This window comes from Marisediminitalea alba, from assembly GCF_002993365.1.
Classification (GTDB): Bacteria; Pseudomonadota; Gammaproteobacteria; order Enterobacterales; family Alteromonadaceae; genus Alteromonas; species Alteromonas alba.
In genome coordinates this window covers 37,490-55,583 of the sequence record NZ_PVNP01000074.1, presented here as the reverse complement: position 1 = coordinate 55,583, position 18,094 = coordinate 37,490, and the positions used below count along the sequence as shown (strand labels likewise).

General features: G+C 50.6%; 13 protein-coding genes and 1 pseudogene. 7 read left to right on the top strand and 7 right to left on the bottom strand.

The window, feature by feature from the left end; all coding sequences use genetic code 11:
• The 3 genes and pseudogenes from C6Y40_RS08365 to C6Y40_RS08355 all read left to right on the top strand — a co-directional run.
• Positions 1–211, top strand: a pseudogene (locus C6Y40_RS08365) (IS1595 family transposase); the annotation flags it as partial.
• Positions 212–388: 177 nt separating this feature from the next.
• Positions 389–1,582 (top strand): MFS transporter, encoded by a 1,194-nt coding sequence (locus C6Y40_RS08360; RefSeq protein ID WP_105934190.1) that lies wholly within the window; start codon positions 389–391, stop codon positions 1,580–1,582.
• A 104-nt stretch (positions 1,583–1,686) separates the two neighbouring features.
• Positions 1,687–3,927 (top strand): penicillin acylase family protein, encoded by a 2,241-nt coding sequence (locus C6Y40_RS08355; RefSeq protein WP_205664755.1) that lies wholly within the window; start codon positions 1,687–1,689, stop codon positions 3,925–3,927.
• Between the two features lie 46 nt (positions 3,928–3,973).
• Here C6Y40_RS08355 and C6Y40_RS08350 read toward each other — a convergent pair whose 3' ends face one another.
• The 3 genes from C6Y40_RS08350 to C6Y40_RS08340 form a co-directional block, all read right to left on the bottom strand.
• Entirely contained in the window at positions 3,974–4,753 is a 780-nt protein-coding gene (locus tag C6Y40_RS08350) for an SDR family oxidoreductase (protein ID WP_105934189.1), read from the bottom strand.
• Positions 4,754–4,855: 102 nt separating this feature from the next.
• On the bottom strand, positions 4,856–6,118 hold the full coding sequence (locus tag C6Y40_RS08345; RefSeq protein WP_105934188.1) for a sensor histidine kinase: 1,263 nt from the start codon (positions 6,116–6,118) through the stop codon (positions 4,856–4,858).
• A gap of 131 nt (positions 6,119–6,249) precedes the next feature.
• Positions 6,250–6,801 (bottom strand): response regulator transcription factor, encoded by a 552-nt coding sequence (locus C6Y40_RS08340; protein WP_105934187.1) that lies wholly within the window; start codon positions 6,799–6,801, stop codon positions 6,250–6,252.
• 154 nt (positions 6,802–6,955) lie between these two features.
• On the opposite strand from C6Y40_RS08340, the gene C6Y40_RS08335 reads away from it, so the two are divergent.
• From C6Y40_RS08335 to C6Y40_RS08325, 3 genes are all read left to right on the top strand, one after another.
• Positions 6,956–8,332 carry a S41 family peptidase gene (locus tag C6Y40_RS08335; protein ID WP_105934186.1) on the top strand — a complete coding sequence of 459 codons (1,377 nt, stop codon included), beginning with the start codon at positions 6,956–6,958 and terminating at the stop codon, positions 8,330–8,332.
• Positions 8,333–8,500: 168 nt separating this feature from the next.
• On the top strand, positions 8,501–9,313 hold the full coding sequence (gene hpaI, locus C6Y40_RS08330; RefSeq protein ID WP_105934185.1) for a 4-hydroxy-2-oxoheptanedioate aldolase: 813 nt from the start codon (positions 8,501–8,503) through the stop codon (positions 9,311–9,313).
• 30 nt (positions 9,314–9,343) lie between these two features.
• Entirely contained in the window at positions 9,344–10,891 is a 1,548-nt protein-coding gene (locus tag C6Y40_RS08325; RefSeq protein ID WP_205664754.1) for an amidase family protein, read from the top strand.
• Here the strand turns inward: C6Y40_RS08325 and C6Y40_RS08320 are convergent.
• Positions 10,888–13,176, bottom strand: coding sequence for a winged helix-turn-helix domain-containing protein (locus C6Y40_RS08320; RefSeq protein WP_146129526.1), 2,289 nt, complete (start codon positions 13,174–13,176; stop codon positions 10,888–10,890). The two genes, C6Y40_RS08325 and C6Y40_RS08320, sit on opposite strands and share 4 nt — an antisense overlap.
• A 238-nt stretch (positions 13,177–13,414) precedes the next feature.
• Here C6Y40_RS08320 and C6Y40_RS08315 point away from each other — a divergent pair, with 238 nt between their 5' ends.
• On the top strand, positions 13,415–13,900 hold the full coding sequence (locus tag C6Y40_RS08315) for a tetratricopeptide repeat protein (protein WP_105934183.1): 486 nt from the start codon (positions 13,415–13,417) through the stop codon (positions 13,898–13,900).
• A 130-nt stretch (positions 13,901–14,030) separates the two neighbouring features.
• On the opposite strand, the gene C6Y40_RS08310 is transcribed toward C6Y40_RS08315, so the two are convergent.
• The 3 genes from C6Y40_RS08310 to C6Y40_RS08300 form a co-directional block, all read right to left on the bottom strand.
• Positions 14,031–14,558 carry a response regulator transcription factor gene (locus tag C6Y40_RS08310; protein WP_105934182.1) on the bottom strand — a complete coding sequence of 176 codons (528 nt, stop codon included), beginning with the start codon at positions 14,556–14,558 and terminating at the stop codon, positions 14,031–14,033.
• Entirely contained in the window at positions 14,551–15,618 is a 1,068-nt protein-coding gene (locus C6Y40_RS08305; protein WP_105934181.1) for a sensor histidine kinase, read from the bottom strand. Before C6Y40_RS08305 ends, C6Y40_RS08310 begins: the two co-directional genes overlap by 8 nt.
• A 148-nt stretch (positions 15,619–15,766) precedes the next feature.
• Positions 15,767–18,049, bottom strand: coding sequence for a TonB-dependent receptor plug domain-containing protein (locus C6Y40_RS08300; protein ID WP_105934180.1), 2,283 nt, complete (start codon positions 18,047–18,049; stop codon positions 15,767–15,769).
• Positions 18,050–18,094 lie beyond the last annotated feature (45 nt).

Genomic DNA, 18,094 nt, shown 5'->3' with positions numbered 1-18,094 from the left:
GGCGGGAGGTGTTAAGGTGATAGATAAAGTCTTTCATATTCAGAATGTTAACGCCTATCACAGCCGTCTGAAAGCGTGGATGAAACGGTTTCACGGAGTAGCCACAAAATACTTGGAACACTACCTGGGTTGGTTCAGGTTTATGGATAATCCAGAAAACCTTAACGAAAACAGGCTCTTTTCGATTCAACAACAGTTAATCCGAACATAGCCAAAGCAATAGTCCTTCCGGATAAGATTACGCTGCTACAACAGCGCTCGGTGGGTCCCGAATCCCTACAAAAATACTCGCGCTTTATTCGTTTACTCTGCCAGGTTTATAACTCCAGTTTAAACAGGCGCACACTCATTGATTTAACTGGCTTCGGCCATGTGTTTAAGGTTGTTTATGTCTGCACCACAAATTAAACAGGGCGCGGCGGTCTGGCCTATTCTGGCTATGGCGCTCGGAACCTTTGTTCTTGGACTAACCGAGTTTTCGGCAATGTCCATGCTGCCCCTAATTGCTGAATCATTCAGCGTCACTCCCTCGTTGGCAGGTAACGTGATCAGTGCCTATGCTATCGGCGTGGTGATTGGTGCGCCGTTGTTTATGCTGCTGACCAATAAAACCAATCGTCGTACCGCATTAATTGTGTTTACCGCAATGATTTTGCTGGGCAATGGATTAAGCGCGATTGCTTCATCCTTACCGGAGCTAGTGGTTTACCGGGTACTCTCCGGATTGCCTCACGGAGCTTATTTCGGCACGGCGCTGCTGGTTGCTTCCGGCATGGCACCTAAGGGTAAACGTGCAACTTATATGTCCAAAGTCTTCGCCGGCCTGACTATCGCAACCATCGTGGGCGTACCTATGGCAACCCTGGTTGGGCAAAACCTGAGCTGGCGGGTGTGTATGGCCATTGTGGCCGTGCTGGCGCTGATCACCATGTTTTTGATTTATCGCCTGGTACCCAGTAGCCCGGTAACCAATCCAACCCGGTTGCGGGAAGAGTTCGGCGTACTGAAAAACAAACTGGTGTGGTCTATCTCCGGTATTATCTTCGTGGGCTTTGGCGGTGTGTTCTGTATTTATACTTATCTGGCTGACACCATTATTAACGTGACGGAAACCCCGGAAGTAACCATTTCCATTGCCATGATGATGTTTGGGATTGGCACCACCATTGGTAACCTGGTGATCAGTAAACTGGCCGATCGTTCGCCGTTAGCCACAACCGGTATTGCCCTGTTATGCAGTGTTGCCATTGCGATTATGTACGTGTTTGCGGCGGCGAATATCTGGTGGTTATATGTCACGGTATTCTTGCTTGGCGCCAGTGTTGGCCTTGCTGCTGTGATTCAGTCGATGTTGCTGGACGTATCGCCCACCGGACACGCCATGATCGGCGCGCTGGTGCAATGTGCCTTTAACACTGCTAATGCTATCGGCCCCTGGGTAGGTGGCGCTTTACTGGCGTCAGGCGCTACATTTAATGAAACCGGCTATGCGTCTGCCATGCTGTTTGTGGGCGGCTTTATTATGTGGGCCCTTAGCTATCTGCAGATGCGTAATCGTAATTTAATCCCTGCAACGAATTAATACGTGCTTTAAAAGGAGGTCATAAGATCTCCTTTTATCGTAATAACCTGCTGTTTTGTCCAATTAAAATCTCTCTCTGGTTGCACCGATGCGCCGGACACGGCATGCTGGAAAAGCTTCAGGACGCATTACCCTATACCTTTGGCCGTTTGCCCCGGACAGAGAGCGCCTTAATCGGCGAAGACGTTGGAATTCTTATGAACATGTTAGCCGTTACTCAGCGCAGCAGAGGCTGGCGTATTGCCGTGCTTGCTATTCTGACACTGGTTATTACTGCCTGTGACAACGCTCAGAAAACTCACCCTGATACAATTACATCTAAGGATATCGAAATTCGTTGGGACACTTTTGGTGTGCCGCATATTTATGGCGGTAATGCCGAAGATGTGTTTTATGGTTTTGGCTGGGCCCAGGCAAAGAGTCAGGGTGACATGGTCTTGAGGCTCTACGGGCAGGCAAGAGCAAAAGGCGCTGAATACTGGGGCGAAGAGTATGAGCAAACGGATTTGTGGCTACTCGGTAACGACGTCCCTGAAAGAGGCCAACAGTGGTACCTGCAGCAAACGGAGGCGTTCAAGAAAAACCTCGATGCTTTTGCGGCTGGTATTAACGATTATGCGAAAAAGTACCCGGAAACCCTGGATCCGCAGGTGTTAAAAGTGTTACCGGTATCGGGGGTTGATGTGGTGACCCATGCACACCGGCTGATGAATTTCATTTATGTTGCCTCGCCCTCCCGGGTGATTGGCGAACGGGCACCGCCGCTTAAGGCTGGCTCAAATACCTATGCCGTAGCGCCGGCTAAGTCTGCCAGCGGTAATACGTTACTGCTGCAAAATCCGCATTTGCCCTGGGCAACCGGGTTCTTTACCTATTATGAAGCCCATTTAAGCGGCCCTGACTTTGAAATGTACGGTGCCACTCAGGTGGGCCTACCGGTAATTCGCTTTGCCTTTAACCAACGCATGGGCATTTCTAACACGGTAAACCGTATCCCCGGTGCCACCACATACCACCTTACTCTGAAAGATGATGGCTACCTTTACGATGGCGAGGTGTTGCCATTTGATACTAGCGAAAAGACGTACCGTGTATTGCAGCAAAACGGCACGCTTAAGGCAAAAAAACTGACTGTGAGAAAGTCAGTTCATGGTGCGGTGTTTGAACGCCAGGATGGTGAAACAGTGGCATTGCGCGTTGCCGGGTTGGACCGGCCAGGTATGCTGCAGCAGTATTTCGACATGCTACAGGCAAAAAGCTTCGCTGAATTTACATCGGTAATGGAAAGGCTACAGGTGCCAACGTTTAACATTACCTACGCTGATAAAGAAGGCAATATCCAGTATCTTTACAATGGCATTCTGCCCAAACACGAACAGGGCGACCTGGCTTTCTGGACTGGGTTGGTGCCTGGTGATAGTTCGGAATATGTGTGGAACGAAGTGCATGAATATGCGGATCTGCCAAAAGTCATCAACCCTGAGAGTGGTTTTGTACAGAATGCTAACGATCCGCCATGGCTTGCTACTTATCCTGCTGTTTATGATTACGATGATTTTCCGCCCTACGTGGCAGTAGAAGGACCGATGTCTTTCCGAGCACAAAACGCGGTTAAGATGATGGCTGATAGCGGAAAATTAAGTTTTGAGCAGTTTGAGAAAATCAAAACCTCCACCTACGCGCTGATGACCGAACGCGTGCTGGAAGATTTATTGGCCGCAGCAGATGAAAGTAACGATGAACTGGTACAACAGGCAGCGCAAGTGCTAAAAAACTGGGACAGGGACTTTGGTGTAGATAACCGTGCCGGGGTGTTATTTGAGAACTGGGCGGAATTGTTTGCTGGTAAACGCTCTGGCTTTTCGGACCAATCTAACTATGCTGTGCCCTGGCAGGCTGAGTTACCGCTTTCCACACCATACGGCTTAAAGGATCCTGAAGCTGCCGTCGCAATGCTCAAAAAGGCCGCCGAAAATACCATTGCAACCTATGGCCGGGTGGACCCACGGTTTGGTGATGTGTCACGGTTTATTATTCGCGATAAAGATGTCCCCGGTCATGGTGGCTATGGGAATCTTGGCGCATTTAATGTGATCACCTGGTGGGATCCGGATGGTGATGGTATCAGGGAGCCTCGCCACGGTGAAACCTGGGTCTCCATGGTGGAGTTTTCGACACCGATAACAGCCAAGGGGATTATGGCTTATGGAAATTCCCGGCAGGTCGACTCGGCCCATTATTCTGACCAGCTTGAATTGCTGGCTAACGATGAATACCGTACGCTCTGGCTACAGCGGGAAGAGGTTGAAGCGCATACCGAGCAAACGGAATGGCTCAAAAGGTAGAGATAAACAGTAAGAGGGCACTCAGCGTGCCCTTTTTGGTTTGTGGTTAAAACGCGCTGGGGTTTAAGCCGCCATCCAGCAGAATGTTCTGCCCGGTGATATAGCCACCATACTGGCTGGCCAGAAAAGCACAGGTATTGCCAAACTCTTTGGGATCGCCAAAACGGTTGGCCGGTACTTTAGCGGCGAGCTCTTTAGCTACCGTTTCTTTGTCGTTACCGGTTCGGGCCATGCCTGCATTTAACACACCATCCAAACGGTCGGTGGCGAAGTAACCCGGTAAAATGTTATTGATAGTGACGTTTTTGTCGGCCACCGTGCGGGAGATACCGGCTAAAAACGCAGTAAGGCCGGCGCGGGCACCGCTGGAGAGATCCAGCCCGGCTACCGGCATTTTTACCGTCATTGAGGTAATGTTGATGATGCGGCCAAAGCCACGTTCAACCATGCCATCCAGCACCTGCTGCACCAGATTAATGGGCGTTAGCATGTTCATATTAATGCCGTCTACCATGGCGTCATTGTCCAGTTCACGGAAGTCTTTGAGTGGCGGCCCGCCATTGTTATTGACCAGAATATCGGGCGCCGGGCAGGCTGCGAGAAGTTTTGCCTGACCTTCTGCGGTGCTCACGTCACAGGCGACGGGCGTAACCGTTACGCCGGTAGCGGTGGCAATTTCTTCGGCTACCTGAGCCAGCCGTTCAGCGTTTAACCCGTTGATCACCAGATTAACCCCGGCTTCTGCCAGCGCCTGAGCACAGGCCCGGCCCAGCCCCCGGCTCGAGGCACACACAATAGCGGTTTTACCTTTTATACCTAAATCCATCTGAAATCCTTACCTTTATTAAATGGTATAGCCTTATCTTACCGATTCAGCGCGTTTTAAAAAGGAGCCCTGTCGTTATTTTAGGCGTAGTCAGCGAGAGGTTTACTTTTGCGTTTTTGGACTAGCAAGCCCGGGTAGTGAAAGATAAACGCTGAAGTCATTGTTGCTATCGCGGTGGGAGCTGCTTACGGTTAGCTCACCCTGATGAAACTCAACAATACGCCGCGCCAGAAACAGGCCCTGGCCAATGCCAAGGGGAGCCGCAGCGTTAGTTGGTCCGGCTGGCGATAAGGTTTCGGAGGCATGATTGGTTTGATTACTGAATCTGAGTGATGGTTGCTGCAGTGAAATCGTCAGGGTGTTATCACTGCCATGATAATGGGCATTTTCTATCAGGTTGCGAAACAGCAGATAAAGCAGGGTCTCATTAGCGACCACCTGGTAATCATCCGGTACGTCAATATTAAGCTCAAAGTCGGGCCGCAATCCGCTTAGTGATGAGGTCATAGTGACATCTTCTAACACACTTAGCACGTTCAGCGGGCGCCTGTTGCGGCTTTCTTCCCGGGCCAGTGCGGTGAGCACATCCAGCGTTTGGGTGAGTTTATTTAACTGGTTTCGGGCCTGAATTTCATCGTCCTGTGATAACGGACCGCTTTGATAAAGCGTATTTTGTAATATGCTGATCGGGGTTCTTAATTCGTGGCTGATATCCCGGGTAAACTGGGTTTCGCGTTCAAGCAGATGGGTGAGATTGTGCCACTGTTTTTCGATAGACCGGGCCAGAAAGCCCACCTCGTTATCCGGCAGACTGGCAGTAAACCCGGCCGGAAATAACAGCTGGGGGGTATCGCTTTGAACCCGTTGGCGTAAGCGATTAAGTGGCGCGACGATTTTTTCAACACGGTGCATCAGCAGCCAGGAACACAGAGCAAAAATCAGCGTACCCAGCAAGGCCACGCCCGCTATATTCAGCGGCCAGACCTTATTGGTTACCGTAAATGCATCCACTTCGGCATACAGCAGCGCTTCCTGCCCGTTCAGTTGCAGCGGCACAATGTGAATGTTGCCAGCCTCGGTAATAAACTCGATCCGTTCTGGCTCCTTGTTATGCAACCGCTGAACGGATGGTGGTAATTGTTGCCAGCTGTTAACAGTTTTCATCCACGGATAGCGGGGCAGGGGTAGCGCAGCAGTGGCCTGATATTGCTGTTCCAAATAGCGGGCCTCTGTTCTTATCTGCTGGTTGATGACATTGTCTTCGATAAGGTAGCCGTACAACTGGGTGAATCCGGCAAAAATACACAACAGCAGCAGGGTGTAAAGCATAAACAGCCGTTTTATCTGTTGGCCAATCTTTTTCATGCCGACGCCTGCAAGCCAAATCCTACGCCATGAATGGTTTTTAGCATGGGAAAGTCAAAGGGCTTATCCAATTGCTGGCGGATGGTATAAATATGCGATTTCAGTACGTCGCTGTTGTGAATATTATTTCCCTACACTCGCTCTATGAGTTGCCGCCTGCCAAGTGGCATGGGATGCGCCTTAGCCAATGTTATCAGTATTGCCTTATCGGTGGCCGACAGGTGCAACACCTGTTGCTGACGGCTCACTGTATTGGTGACTAAATCAATGGTCATCTCACCAATAACCAGCTGTTTGGCCTGATGCAAATCGCGCCGTCTGGCCAGCGACAAACATCTTACCAACACCTCGTCGGGCTGATAGGGTTTGGTAACGTAATCATCGGTGCCGGCAGCAAAACCTGCCAGTTTGTCGCTCAGTGCGGTGCGGGCAGTGAGCATTAAAACCGGCAGTACCGACTCAGCCGTTTGCTTAATGCGCCCGCACAGCTCAATACCGTCGGTGTCGGGTAACGACAAATCAAGGATCACCACATCATATTCATTATTTGCGACCTGCCTGATGGCATCTCTGCCGGTGCTTACCACCTCAATGATGTGGCCGGCATCGGTTAAAAAGCGCTCAAGCTGCGCGGCCAGCACGGCATCATCTTCGACTATCAGAATTTGCAAAAACTGTTTCATAGGAATGTGAGTGGTGGTTTCAATACCGTAAAAACTCTCACAGGCGATGCGCTAAAACAAGTGATTGCCACGTTGTTTTTGTCATCTTGACCTTTCCTTGAAGTTTGCTTTGCTAAGGTTGGCCGTATTACTCAACAACAGGAATTAATCAGCAATGAGAACAGGTATTATAGTGATATTGCTATGCAGTTTATTGGGTTGTGGCGGCATGAAAGACTGGATCCACCCTGATGTGGATAAAACCTTTACCGGGCAAACTTTCACGGCGCAGCAGTTACAGCAGGATCTGGATTATCTGGTGGCTACCATGAGTCGCGGTCATCCGGCCTTTGAACAGTATGTCGACAGCGAACAGTTCTCTGCTCAGGTTGAACGTCTTAGCGCTCAGCTTAAAGATAACATGACCCGAAAGCAGGCATTTGCGGTACTCGGTCAACTGACGCCGTATTTTAATGACGGCCATTCAATCCTGTTTCCGCTGTTGGCCGAATTTACCTATGCTGAGGAAGCCGGCATTCAAACTTTTCCATTCGGAGTGAACGTGCGTGATGGAAAAATACGTCTGGCACGCGCTTACCAGCGCCGCGGCGATCAGAAGACACTGGCCGCCGGCAGTGAAATCGTCTCCATTAACGGTCATGCTGCAAGCGAGATTATCGCCCGCCTCACGCCCATGAGCCACGGCGAGTCGCCGGCCCTGCGCGAGAGCATGCTGTCGCTACTGTTTCATTACTGGTTGTTTGCTGTATTTGACGTAAAAGGCGACATACAGTTAGCACTTAAGGATAACAGCAAAACCACCACGCTAACTTTACTTAATGACCAGCACTGGGAGCGGGCGGGCGCCGGGCAGGAGGATAATGAACTGACATTTATCACTCCGCAGGTGGCCTATTTACGGGTTGAGTCGTTTGACGTGGATACTGAGCAAGGTGCTTATGATGCCTTTATCAATGAATCTTTTAAGCAGATACGCCAGCAGAAAGCACAACGCCTGATCATTGATATCCGCGGCAATACCGGCGGTCAGTCGGATGCCGGTGCGCAAATCATTCAGTACCTTACCGATAAGCCGGTGCCGCAGGGCTCTGTGGCTATCGAAAAACTCAATAGCGATACTAACGGTTGGTTTGGTTACCGTGGCGAGCCGGGGGAGGTCATTGAGTTGAACGTTGAATCTGATGGCATGATTGAACCGGTCGCGCCATCACTGCAATTTAAGGGGGATGTGTGGGTGGTTATCGATCGTATGAGTTATTCTGCGGCTATCTTGTTTGCCGCTACCATTCAGGATAACCAGCTCGGCAAACTCATGGGCGAACCTACCGGTGGCAATGCTAATCAAACCGGCAACCTGACACCGTTTTATTTACCCAATACCCGTTTGCTGATGCTCGCGCCCGGCCGTTACATTGTGCGCCCTTCGGGCAACAGAGCAAAGCAGCCGGTTATGCCAGACGTTAACTTAACCGATGAAGCGCTGGCCGATCCGCTGACCTGGTTGAAGACTCATTCGCTGCCACCGGCATAATTTGAGCCCCACAATATGATAAATCAGGAGTTGAGTCTGCTAACAGGCTCAACTTTCCAGAGAATTTCCGTATACTGGGCAACAGATAAAGTCCAAAAACCTCGTGCAAAACATCTTTATCTGTAATGAAGCCAGCGTAAGACTGGCTCTGACAATCAGGAGTACCCTATGCCTGCCCCGATAAATACATTCAAACAGGCAATCACCGGTGATACAGCACAAATTGGTTTGTGGCTGGGACTGGCGAATAGTTATACCGCAGAATTACTGGCCGGTGCTGGTTTTGACTGGCTGCTCATCGACGCGGAACATTCACCCAATGACTTGCGAACTATACTGGAGCAGTTGCAGGCCATTGCGCCTTATCCTGCGGTGCCCATCGTGCGCCCGCCATGGCCTGATGCGGTGCGTATCAAGCAAATTCTGGATTTGGGTGTGCAAACCATTCTGGCGCCCATGGTTGATACCGCTAAACAGGCTGCCGAAGTGGTTGCGGCTACGCGTTATCCACCAGAGGGTATTCGTGGCGTAGGCAGCCCGCTGGCGCGGGCATCGCAATTTAACCGCACAAAAGATTATCTGGAAACCGCTAACGATCAGGTTTGCGTGCTGATCCAGATTGAAACGGTAACCGGCGTAGAGAATCTCGATGCCATTTTAGAAGTAGATGGGGTGGATGGTATTTTTATCGGCCCGGCGGATTTAAGTGCGTCTATGGGTCACCTTGGCGATCCGGGCCACGATGATGTGCAAAAGGTTATCGAGAGCTGCATTGCTAAAATCGTCAGGGCCGGTAAAGCGCCTGGCATTCTGATTGGCGATAAACAACTGGCATCCCGCTATATTGAGCTTGGCGCTATGTTTGTGGGGGTAGGGACCGATACCGGGTTACTGCTTAATGCCTCGGCGGCACTGGCTGAGTCATTTAAGCCGGATTTGGTTATGCCCGTGCCACAAACCGGTAAACGTTCGGTTTACTAGCGATGACTGACTGAGGGTAAAGGAGACACTATGAAACTTGCGTTACTAGTTGCCATTTGTTGCTGTATTGCCGGTTGCCAGACAACAGCAACTAAACCCAGGTCAGCGCAAACGCCCGTAATGTCGGAGTTTACCCTGCCCGAAGCCACTATAGCCGATATTCATCGGGCTATGATGGCTGGCGAGTTGAGCGCAGAAGCCCTAACCAGACAGTATCTGGAACGTATTGCCAGGCTTGATCAAAGTACCTTTCTAAACGCGATTGTTACGGTTAATCCACAGGCACTGGCCCGAGCCAGAGCCCTGGATGCCGAGTTTGCCCGCAGCGGTAAACTCAGGCCGTTACATGGTATCCCGGTTATTGTGAAGGATAATTATGACACCCTGGGGCTGCAAACTACCGGTGGCTCGGTGGCGCTTGAAGGCGTTACTCCGCCTGATGATGCTTTTCAGGTGGCGCGCTTAAAAGCGGCCGGTGCTATTGTGCTGGCCAAATCCAATATGGCCGAGTGGGCCTTCAGCCCGAGCTGGACCATGAGTTCTGTGGGTGGTTTAACCCGCAATCCGTATGATTTATCTCGCACCCCGGCAGGCTCAAGTGGCGGCACCGGTGCCGCAGTTGCCGCTAACTTCGGCGTGGTTGGGCTGGGTACTGATACCGGCAACTCTATTCGCGGACCGTCTTCTCACAACGCGCTGGTGGGTATTCGCAGTACCATGGGGTTAACCAGCCGCGATGGGATTATTCCGCTTTATTTACGCAACGATATTGGAGGGCCTATGGCGCGTACCGTTGAAGATGCAGTGCGCGTGCTGGATGTGATTGCGGGCTATGATGAAGCCGATCCCATCACGGCAAAGAGTCAGGGCCAACGTCCGGCGAGTTATCTGAGTTCATTGCAGGCAGATGGTCTGCAGGGCGCTACTATTGGCGTACTGCGTTACTACACTGATACAGCTGCCATCGATGCAGAAGTCAAAGCGTTGTTTGAGCAGGCTGTGAGCGACCTGATAGCGCAGGGCGCACAGGTGATCACCATTGCTATCGACGATTATCCCAACCTGATTAAAGATAACTGGTGTAATACGTTTGTCAGCGACGTCAACGAGTACTTAACTTCGCTTGAAGGGCGTTCTTTGTATGATTCGTTGCAGGCGATTTACGATGCACAGTTATATTCGGTGCCTGTGAAAGAATCGCTGGAATATATGCTTAACCCGGAAAATCAGGACCAGCAGTGTAGTGATCTGTACACTCATCCACGCAATATTAATTTTCGAGAGCAGGTCGTTAAAGCTATGGATGACGCCGGTGTTGACGCGCTGATCTATCCCACCTGGAGTTTTCCGCCTCGAGAGATTGCTGATACCGACGGGCATAAAGGGGATAACAGTCAGCACATTGCCCCGAATACTGGTCTGCCAACTATCACCGTTCCCATGGGATTTACCCGCGAGCAGCGGTTACCCGCAGGGATAAGCTTTGTGGGCCGGTTGTTTGCCGAACCAACGCTGATCAAGTTGACCTATAGCTACGAACAGGCAACCAACCATCGCAAACCACCACCGGGTTTCTAAGGCAGGAGTAAGGCTCGCTGGCTGCTAGCTTGTTGCCTCTGTTCGAGTAGCTTTTGACGCATGCCTTTAGCAGTATTATCCGCTTCAATCAGCCAATAGTAATCGAGCCACCCGCCTGACATCATGGCGGAAGCAGAGGGAGTATGATGCCCGGTAAGCAAAGAGTAAATCAGTAAAGGCGCGATGTTATCCCCGATTGTTGTCATCAACCGCTGCAGGGTTTCTGACGTTTCGTCCGGCAAGGGGGTTAATGCCTGCAGCGCCGCATAGAAACGGTAATTGTGTACATTCACTTTTGGCGCCGTGTCGGCAATTCGGCTTTGTAAAAAAACAATGGCTGCCTCGCGGTCACCCGCTTGCAGGTAGTTTTGATAAAGCAGCGGCAACAGACTAAAAATTCGATTGTCGAGTAAGGGTAAATCGAGCATGAGCTGGCGAGCTACATCCGTCGCCTGTTGTGGCTGAGTAAAACGCTGTAAGCCTTGCCAGAATCTTGCTTGCGGCGTATCGCCCAGCAAGCTGGCGGTGTGTCTGAACCATTGCTCGGCCCGCTCTTCATCGCCAATTTCCAGATATAACAGCCCCGTATAAGCCGAGTTGACCTCTGAGGCGGAGTCGATGTCTGCCGACTGCAGCATACTGGTTATTGCCGCGTTTAACTGCCCCTGACGATGTAAAATTTTGGCCTGCCAGACATACGCCCAGGTGTAATTGCTGTCGATACTGATGGCGTTTTGTACTGCTTCAAGCGCTGGCTTGTATTCACTGCGCCAGAAACGCACGATGGCAAGGTTAACGTTGATCCAGGGAGAAAGCGGATCAAGAACGTAGGCTTGCTGCGCGCGGGAAAGCGCCGCATCAAACCGGTTGCGAGCCAGCTCAAGCTCAGAATAAATATACAGTGCAGTTGCGTGATTAGGCTGGCGGCCGAGAATGCCATCCAGAGTCGTTTCTGCTGAACTGAAATTGCCCGCGGCGGTGTCTATGATCACGCTGGCCAGTAACGCATTAGTTTCCTGTGGATTGTTGCGCAACGCCTTAGAGATGGCGGCATCGGCTTTTTGCAATGCTTCTTCGCGAGGCATAAACGCATCATGAAAATCATGACGGGCGTACAGGTAAGCCAGCTTGCCGTGGGCGGCAGCAAAGTCAGGCGCGAGCTCTACGGCTTGTTGAAAGGCGGCTTCAGACTTATAGATCCACTCGCTGGTTTTCCCGTTCATCAGCCAGTAGTTGCCGCGCAGGTAATACTGGTACGCTTCAATGTTGTCGGGCGATGATGTCTGGGCAACTTCGGTGTCGCTGGTTTGTGGCAATAATGCTTCATTCAGGCGTCGGGCTATAGTTTGCTGAATAGCAAATAAACTGGATGCGGTATTGGTATAACTTTCAGACCACACCACCCGGTCGGTGTCTGCATCAATCAAGCGAACGGCAATTTTAAACTCTTCATCAATACGTCTGACGCTGCCTTCAACCAGATAACGCACACCTAACGAGCTCGCCACATCCGACAAACTGTTATCCTCTGAACTGGTAACCGCCAGGGTAGAATAGCGCGATGGCACGTCGAGATTCTGGTTCTGGGTGAGCGAGTCGGTGAGTTCCTCGGTAATGCCATCGGCAAAATACAGGGTGTCATCATCGTTACTCAGTTGTCTGAGGGGTAACACCGCTACCGAAATGCGTTGCTCATCGGGCTTGATTGTGTCGTCTGTTATTGTTTTATTGAGCGTAAACACCACAACCGCCACCAGGACAAACAGTACTGCAGCAACAAACCAGGCCTTTTTGCTAACTACCGGGGCAGGGGAAAGCGCTTTTTGCGGTTCAGGTTGTTTTGCTGGCGCTGAGTCTGTGGAGGATTCCACTGCCTCCGAAACCGCATTTTCTGAGGTTAACGCTTCACTATTATCTGCTGAAGGCGTTGGCTCTGCTGTTGTCAGCGTGCTCTGCCAGTTAACTTCACCACGTAGTCGATAACCTTTTTTGGGTACGGTCTGGATCAGCCGGCGTTGCTGACTGTCGCCAAGGGCCTGACGTAACTGAGAAATTATCCGGGTTAATGCTTCTTCTACTACCACCCGCCCATTCCACACATCGCGCAATAATTCACCACGTTCCACGGTGTCACCGGCATTGCAGGCGAGCAGATAAAGCACATGCATGGCTTTTGGTTCAATGCGGCGAATATCCTTGCCTGTTCGGATAGTGTGATCGCCAATATCCACCACGATGGCGTTTATGGTAAAGCATCCTTTGCCGGGTGGGGGATTAAATGACAACCTTAGGTCTCCGAAATTTCATTAGGTTTTATTGTAACTCATTATAAAAAAACAAATAAATAATCTATTAGTTATTCTTTAGGATTTAATTTGTTGTTCATCAGGCAGGCTGGTGAATCGTGCTACATACTCAACCGAAATTTAAACAAGTAGTGGCCTTTTGGTTAACAAGCAGTTTCTGCATGTCGACAAAGGATAAGGCTAACAAATAACTGTTCGTTGTGTTGAGGAAAAAACTATGTCTTTCATTAACCGTATCAAAAAGCCGTTGCTCGTTGCTGTATGTTGTTCATTTGCCGGTGGCGTAATGGCAAGCAGCCAGGTGACCGCTGAGTCGTTTCAATTAAAAACCAGCATGCGCGATGTCAATGGTGTACGCGAAATCGAGCAGGGCGACTTTGCTAAAGGAATTGCCCGCACTAAGGCAGCTCTGGCTCGCACCAGTGTAAGTGTAAACCGTTTACCTCTGCTGAATAACCTTTGCGTAGCTTACGTAGCGGTTGGCGACTTAGACAGTGCGAAGGCGCATTGTAATGAAGCCGTTGATGCCAGCAGCAATAACGTATTCGCTCTTAACAACCGTGCGGTAATGCATTGCCTGGCGGATAACACGCCAGCCTGTATTGCTGACTTAACCCTGGCCAACGAAAGAAAAACCAAGCAGCGTATCGTTTCGCAAAACCTGCAACTGGCCAAACAACGTGATTTGCTGAGCAAAAACTAATTTACAGACGTTCCCTCTGTGAGCTGTAGCCCCTGCCAAAAGGGGCTCTTATCGGGGTGTTGGTAACACGGATTACCGTTTATACCCCACAGGCTGTTTAGTCAGTCTGCAGCCCCGGCTTTGCCGGGGCTTATTTTTTTGTCGGCGAATGTTTTTGCAGTTTACGCTGCAGGCTGCGCCGGTGCATACCTAAGGCTTCTGCCGTTCTGGAAATATTACCGTCGTGTTCGGCGAGGATCCGCTGGATGTGTTCCCACTCGGCCTGCGCCGCCGTCAGCGGTTTATGTTCCACTGTTGTGCTAGCTGGTTGCCCCTCAAGTTTATAGATAAGTTCATTAAAGCTGGCAGGTTTAGCCAGATAATCCGTAGCCCCGCGCTTCATGGCGGTTACTGTGGTAGCAATACTGGCATAGCCGGTCATGATGATCAGGTGTTCTGGCGTGTAGTGCGTTTGCAGAGCGGAAATAAACTCAAGGCCCAGTTCGTCACCAATCATCATGTCCAGTAATATGCCATAACAGGGTGTGGCGGGCGCAGCCAGGGCTTCACTGGCCTGAACATAAGTGGTGACTGAATAATTACCTGTTGCAGTAAAGCGCCGTGCGAGTACCGCTGTCAGTCGCGAGTCGTCATCAATAATGATTAAGGGTTTAGTCATCTGTGGTCTTGTCTTCGTTAACGAGTGGCAGGGCTATCACGGTTGTCACCCGAGTGGCATGGTTTTCCCAACTCACTTTTCCGCCGCACTTTTCAATGGTGGCGTTTGATAACACCGCGCCAACGCCAAAGCCGGATTCGCTCTGAATAAAGCGGGAACCTAACAGTTCCTTTGGGAAAGGATTGTCCTTATTTATTGGATTGGTGACAGTTAATCGATAAACCAATTGTTCAGCGTCCACGCTGACCGTTACGGCACGGCCTGAAGCAGCATCACAAGCGTTAATTACAATATTGGCCAGGGCGGGGATCAGGGTACGGTCGCCTTTAATACTGCCATCCACACTAATCCGGGGCGGCCAGATGACTTCAGCCTCAGGGCGGGCAAGCAGCAATAAATGCCTGATTGAAGTAATCAAAGTCGCGGGGTCAAATAAACTGGTTCTTGATTCACGCACATCGTCGGCCACCTCACGCCAGTTTTTCAGTAAGGTTTCAAGCTGATAAAACTGTCCCTCAAGCTCAACAAGTAAGCTTTCGTCGAGACTTTCCTGAAGTTCCTCTAGAATCAACCGCATAGTTTGCACCGGAGTAGCCGCATCATGGGTAAGCTGCGCAGCGGCGGTGCCGATAGCCAGTAATTGTTCGTCTCTTAGCTGTCGTTCACGGAGCTGTTGAATGGCCGCGGTTTTTGTGCCCAGCTGTAAGCGAAAATAGAAGATCACAGTGGCGACCAGTAAACTGGTTAATACAAAGCTTAGTACCATTCCCTGGGCATGATTTTGCATCATAGCCGAGTGGTGGCCGGCAGCTGGCACGATGAGTTGCAGGCTTTGCCCTGCCATACTGACAGCCAGCACCACGAAGCCAGCTTTAAAGGGCAGCAGCATCAGGCTCAGCACCAGTGGTACCAACAAAATACTGCTGAAGGGATTACTGGCGGCCCCGTTCAGGGCGATGAAAACATTGACCAGGCCGATCTCCAGTAACGCCAGAAACAAAGTGAATCCAGCAGGAATACGTCGTCGGCCGAAAATAAGCAAAAACAACAGCAGTAGCATGTCAGCACCCGTTTAAATCATTGAATTGAGTATACCGGAGTTTAGTGAGGAGGGGTTGACCGGGCGCAACAGAGTAAAAAAGAAAAGGTGTGGCATTTATCGTCCGCAACAACGACCAAGCCAAGCTGCCACACCTCTTTTCAGACCTTTAAAATTGCCATTGGAATCCTGCGTAAACCGCACGTCCCATGCCTGGCACCGCTATCCCGTAGGGGATGCCATTGAGAGACATGGTCATGCCCTGACCGGTATAGGCGCCGCCGGTAGGGTTGAAGTAAAACCTATCAAGCAGGTTTTCAACGCCGGCGTCGATTCTGAATGACTGCCATTGATGACTTACCTGCAGATTCAGTAAACCATATCCAGCGGTTTTAACCTCATTGCGGATTTCTGACACCTTTTTCTTGCTGCTCGCCAACACCCATTCCAGGCTACTTTGCCAGCCATCAGCCCGGTGTGACAAGGTGAGTGAGCCTTGTAAGGGAATAACCTGATATAAACCAGAACCGGTGTCTTTATTTTCGGCACTGGTGGCACTGAGGCTACCATCGAGTTGCCAGTGGCCGGTGCTACCTTGACTGATATGCCAGGTGCCACTTACATCGGTACCATAGATTCGGGCAGACTGGTTTGCGTAGCGTAGTACGTTAAATTGATTTGGCATCCACATCGTATTGGCTGCTACGGCATCGATATAATCGCTGATATAGGTGTAGTAACTGGTAACCGTTAGTGAATTGTGCTGCTCATCCTGCCAACTGATACTGGCCGAAATGGTATCGGCCTGTTCTGGGGACAATGATGCATTTCCCACGTAGCCGTTACCATCACCAACCAGGTTATTCATACCGGCAGCCATCATCCATGACGACCAGGTATATTTCTCATACAAGTTGGCAGTACGCACCTTATGCGCGTAGCCGAACTCAGTGTGAAGTTCACGGCTTGCCTGATAGCGCGCGACAAAGGTGACATCAATGTTGTTATCGGTGCTGCTACGTGAGCCATTATTAAAAGCGTTGGCCTGCATCATTTGCATACCCGGGGCATTGTCACCCGTGGCATAACCTTCTGCCTCACCGGTTTGCATGGCGACATTTTCATAGCGCAGGCCATACATTAGTAACCAGTGAGTGCCCGCTGCCTGTTCACGCTCAGCGTATGCGGCAATACGATCACGCTGGCCATCATTAATATTTAAAAATGTACCTGGACCCATGCCACCTCCTGATGGCGTCCAGTAATCGTCGAGACTGTATTGCTGAAGCTCCAGACCAACCCGCAGCACATCATTGGCAGCCAGATAGTAGTCGGCTTTTACCGTCAGGCCATTGTTGTCTGACTCACTGTACATGGGCATTCCGGCCGCACAGGTGCCCTCAGGGTCGCCCATATAACGAATGGGAGTGCAGGGCATTCCCATTATGGCATTGCTGCCGTACCAGAATTGCTTGTCAGCCCCAAAGTTCATCATATGGTCTACCTGTTCATGGTAGACACGGGTGGTTACCTGACCCCAGTCGGTCTCGCGGTGCCAAGCCAGATTGAGATTGATTTGTTCATTATCCAGTAAGTCCATGCGCTGATTTGGGTAGAGTTGCTGGGGCATGTCCTGATAGCTCAGTCTGGCATCAATACGGTTATTCTGATCGGCTTGCCAAGCAAAGCGCACGTTGTGATTCTGGGTTTCATAGGCACTGGATCCCACTTCATCGAGGGCTAGCTGATGATTTGGCTGGCCAGTGGCTGTTTGTGATTTAAATGCCTCAGCGGCTGAGTAGTTATTGGCTTTGCTCCAGTTACCTGTATAACTGAGCAAGCTGGAATCGGAAAGATATTGCAGGGAGAGGTTTGCACCGCGGGCATGGTTATTACTTCGGTAGAAACCGCCAGCTTCACCTGAAAACGTTGCCTCGCTGCCAGATATAAAATTAGGTGGTAGTGACTCGGCGATAATAGACCCGCCGAGACTATCGCCGCCAACACTGACCGGCGATAAGCCTGCATAGACGGTTAATGTGCCAACATCATTTGGTGCCATGTAGGATAACGGCGGGTTCATATGATTAGGACAGGATGCTATCAGATCCATGCCATTAACCTTTACCCGCAGACGGTCGTCAGCCAGGCCGTGAATCGCTGGCAGACTGGATAAACCGCCAGCGGCATTGAGATGAACACCCGCTAAGCCCCGCAGTAAACTGGCGGTGTCAGCATTAGCCGCGCCTTTGCGAGCAATATCGTTATCGCTCAATACCGACGTATGACCTGCTAAAATATGACCGGTATGGCCCTCTACTGTGATGTGTTCAATATCCGTTTCCGCCGGATTCGCTTCGGCATCAGCGAATTCACTGAAAACGCTAACAGACAATGTAATGGCAAGCGCCAGACGGCTGCGCAAGAACCTACTGTGCTGTGGGTGTTTCATTAAAGCTCCTGAGTGTCAGTGTCAGGCTAAAGTTATTATTTAAAA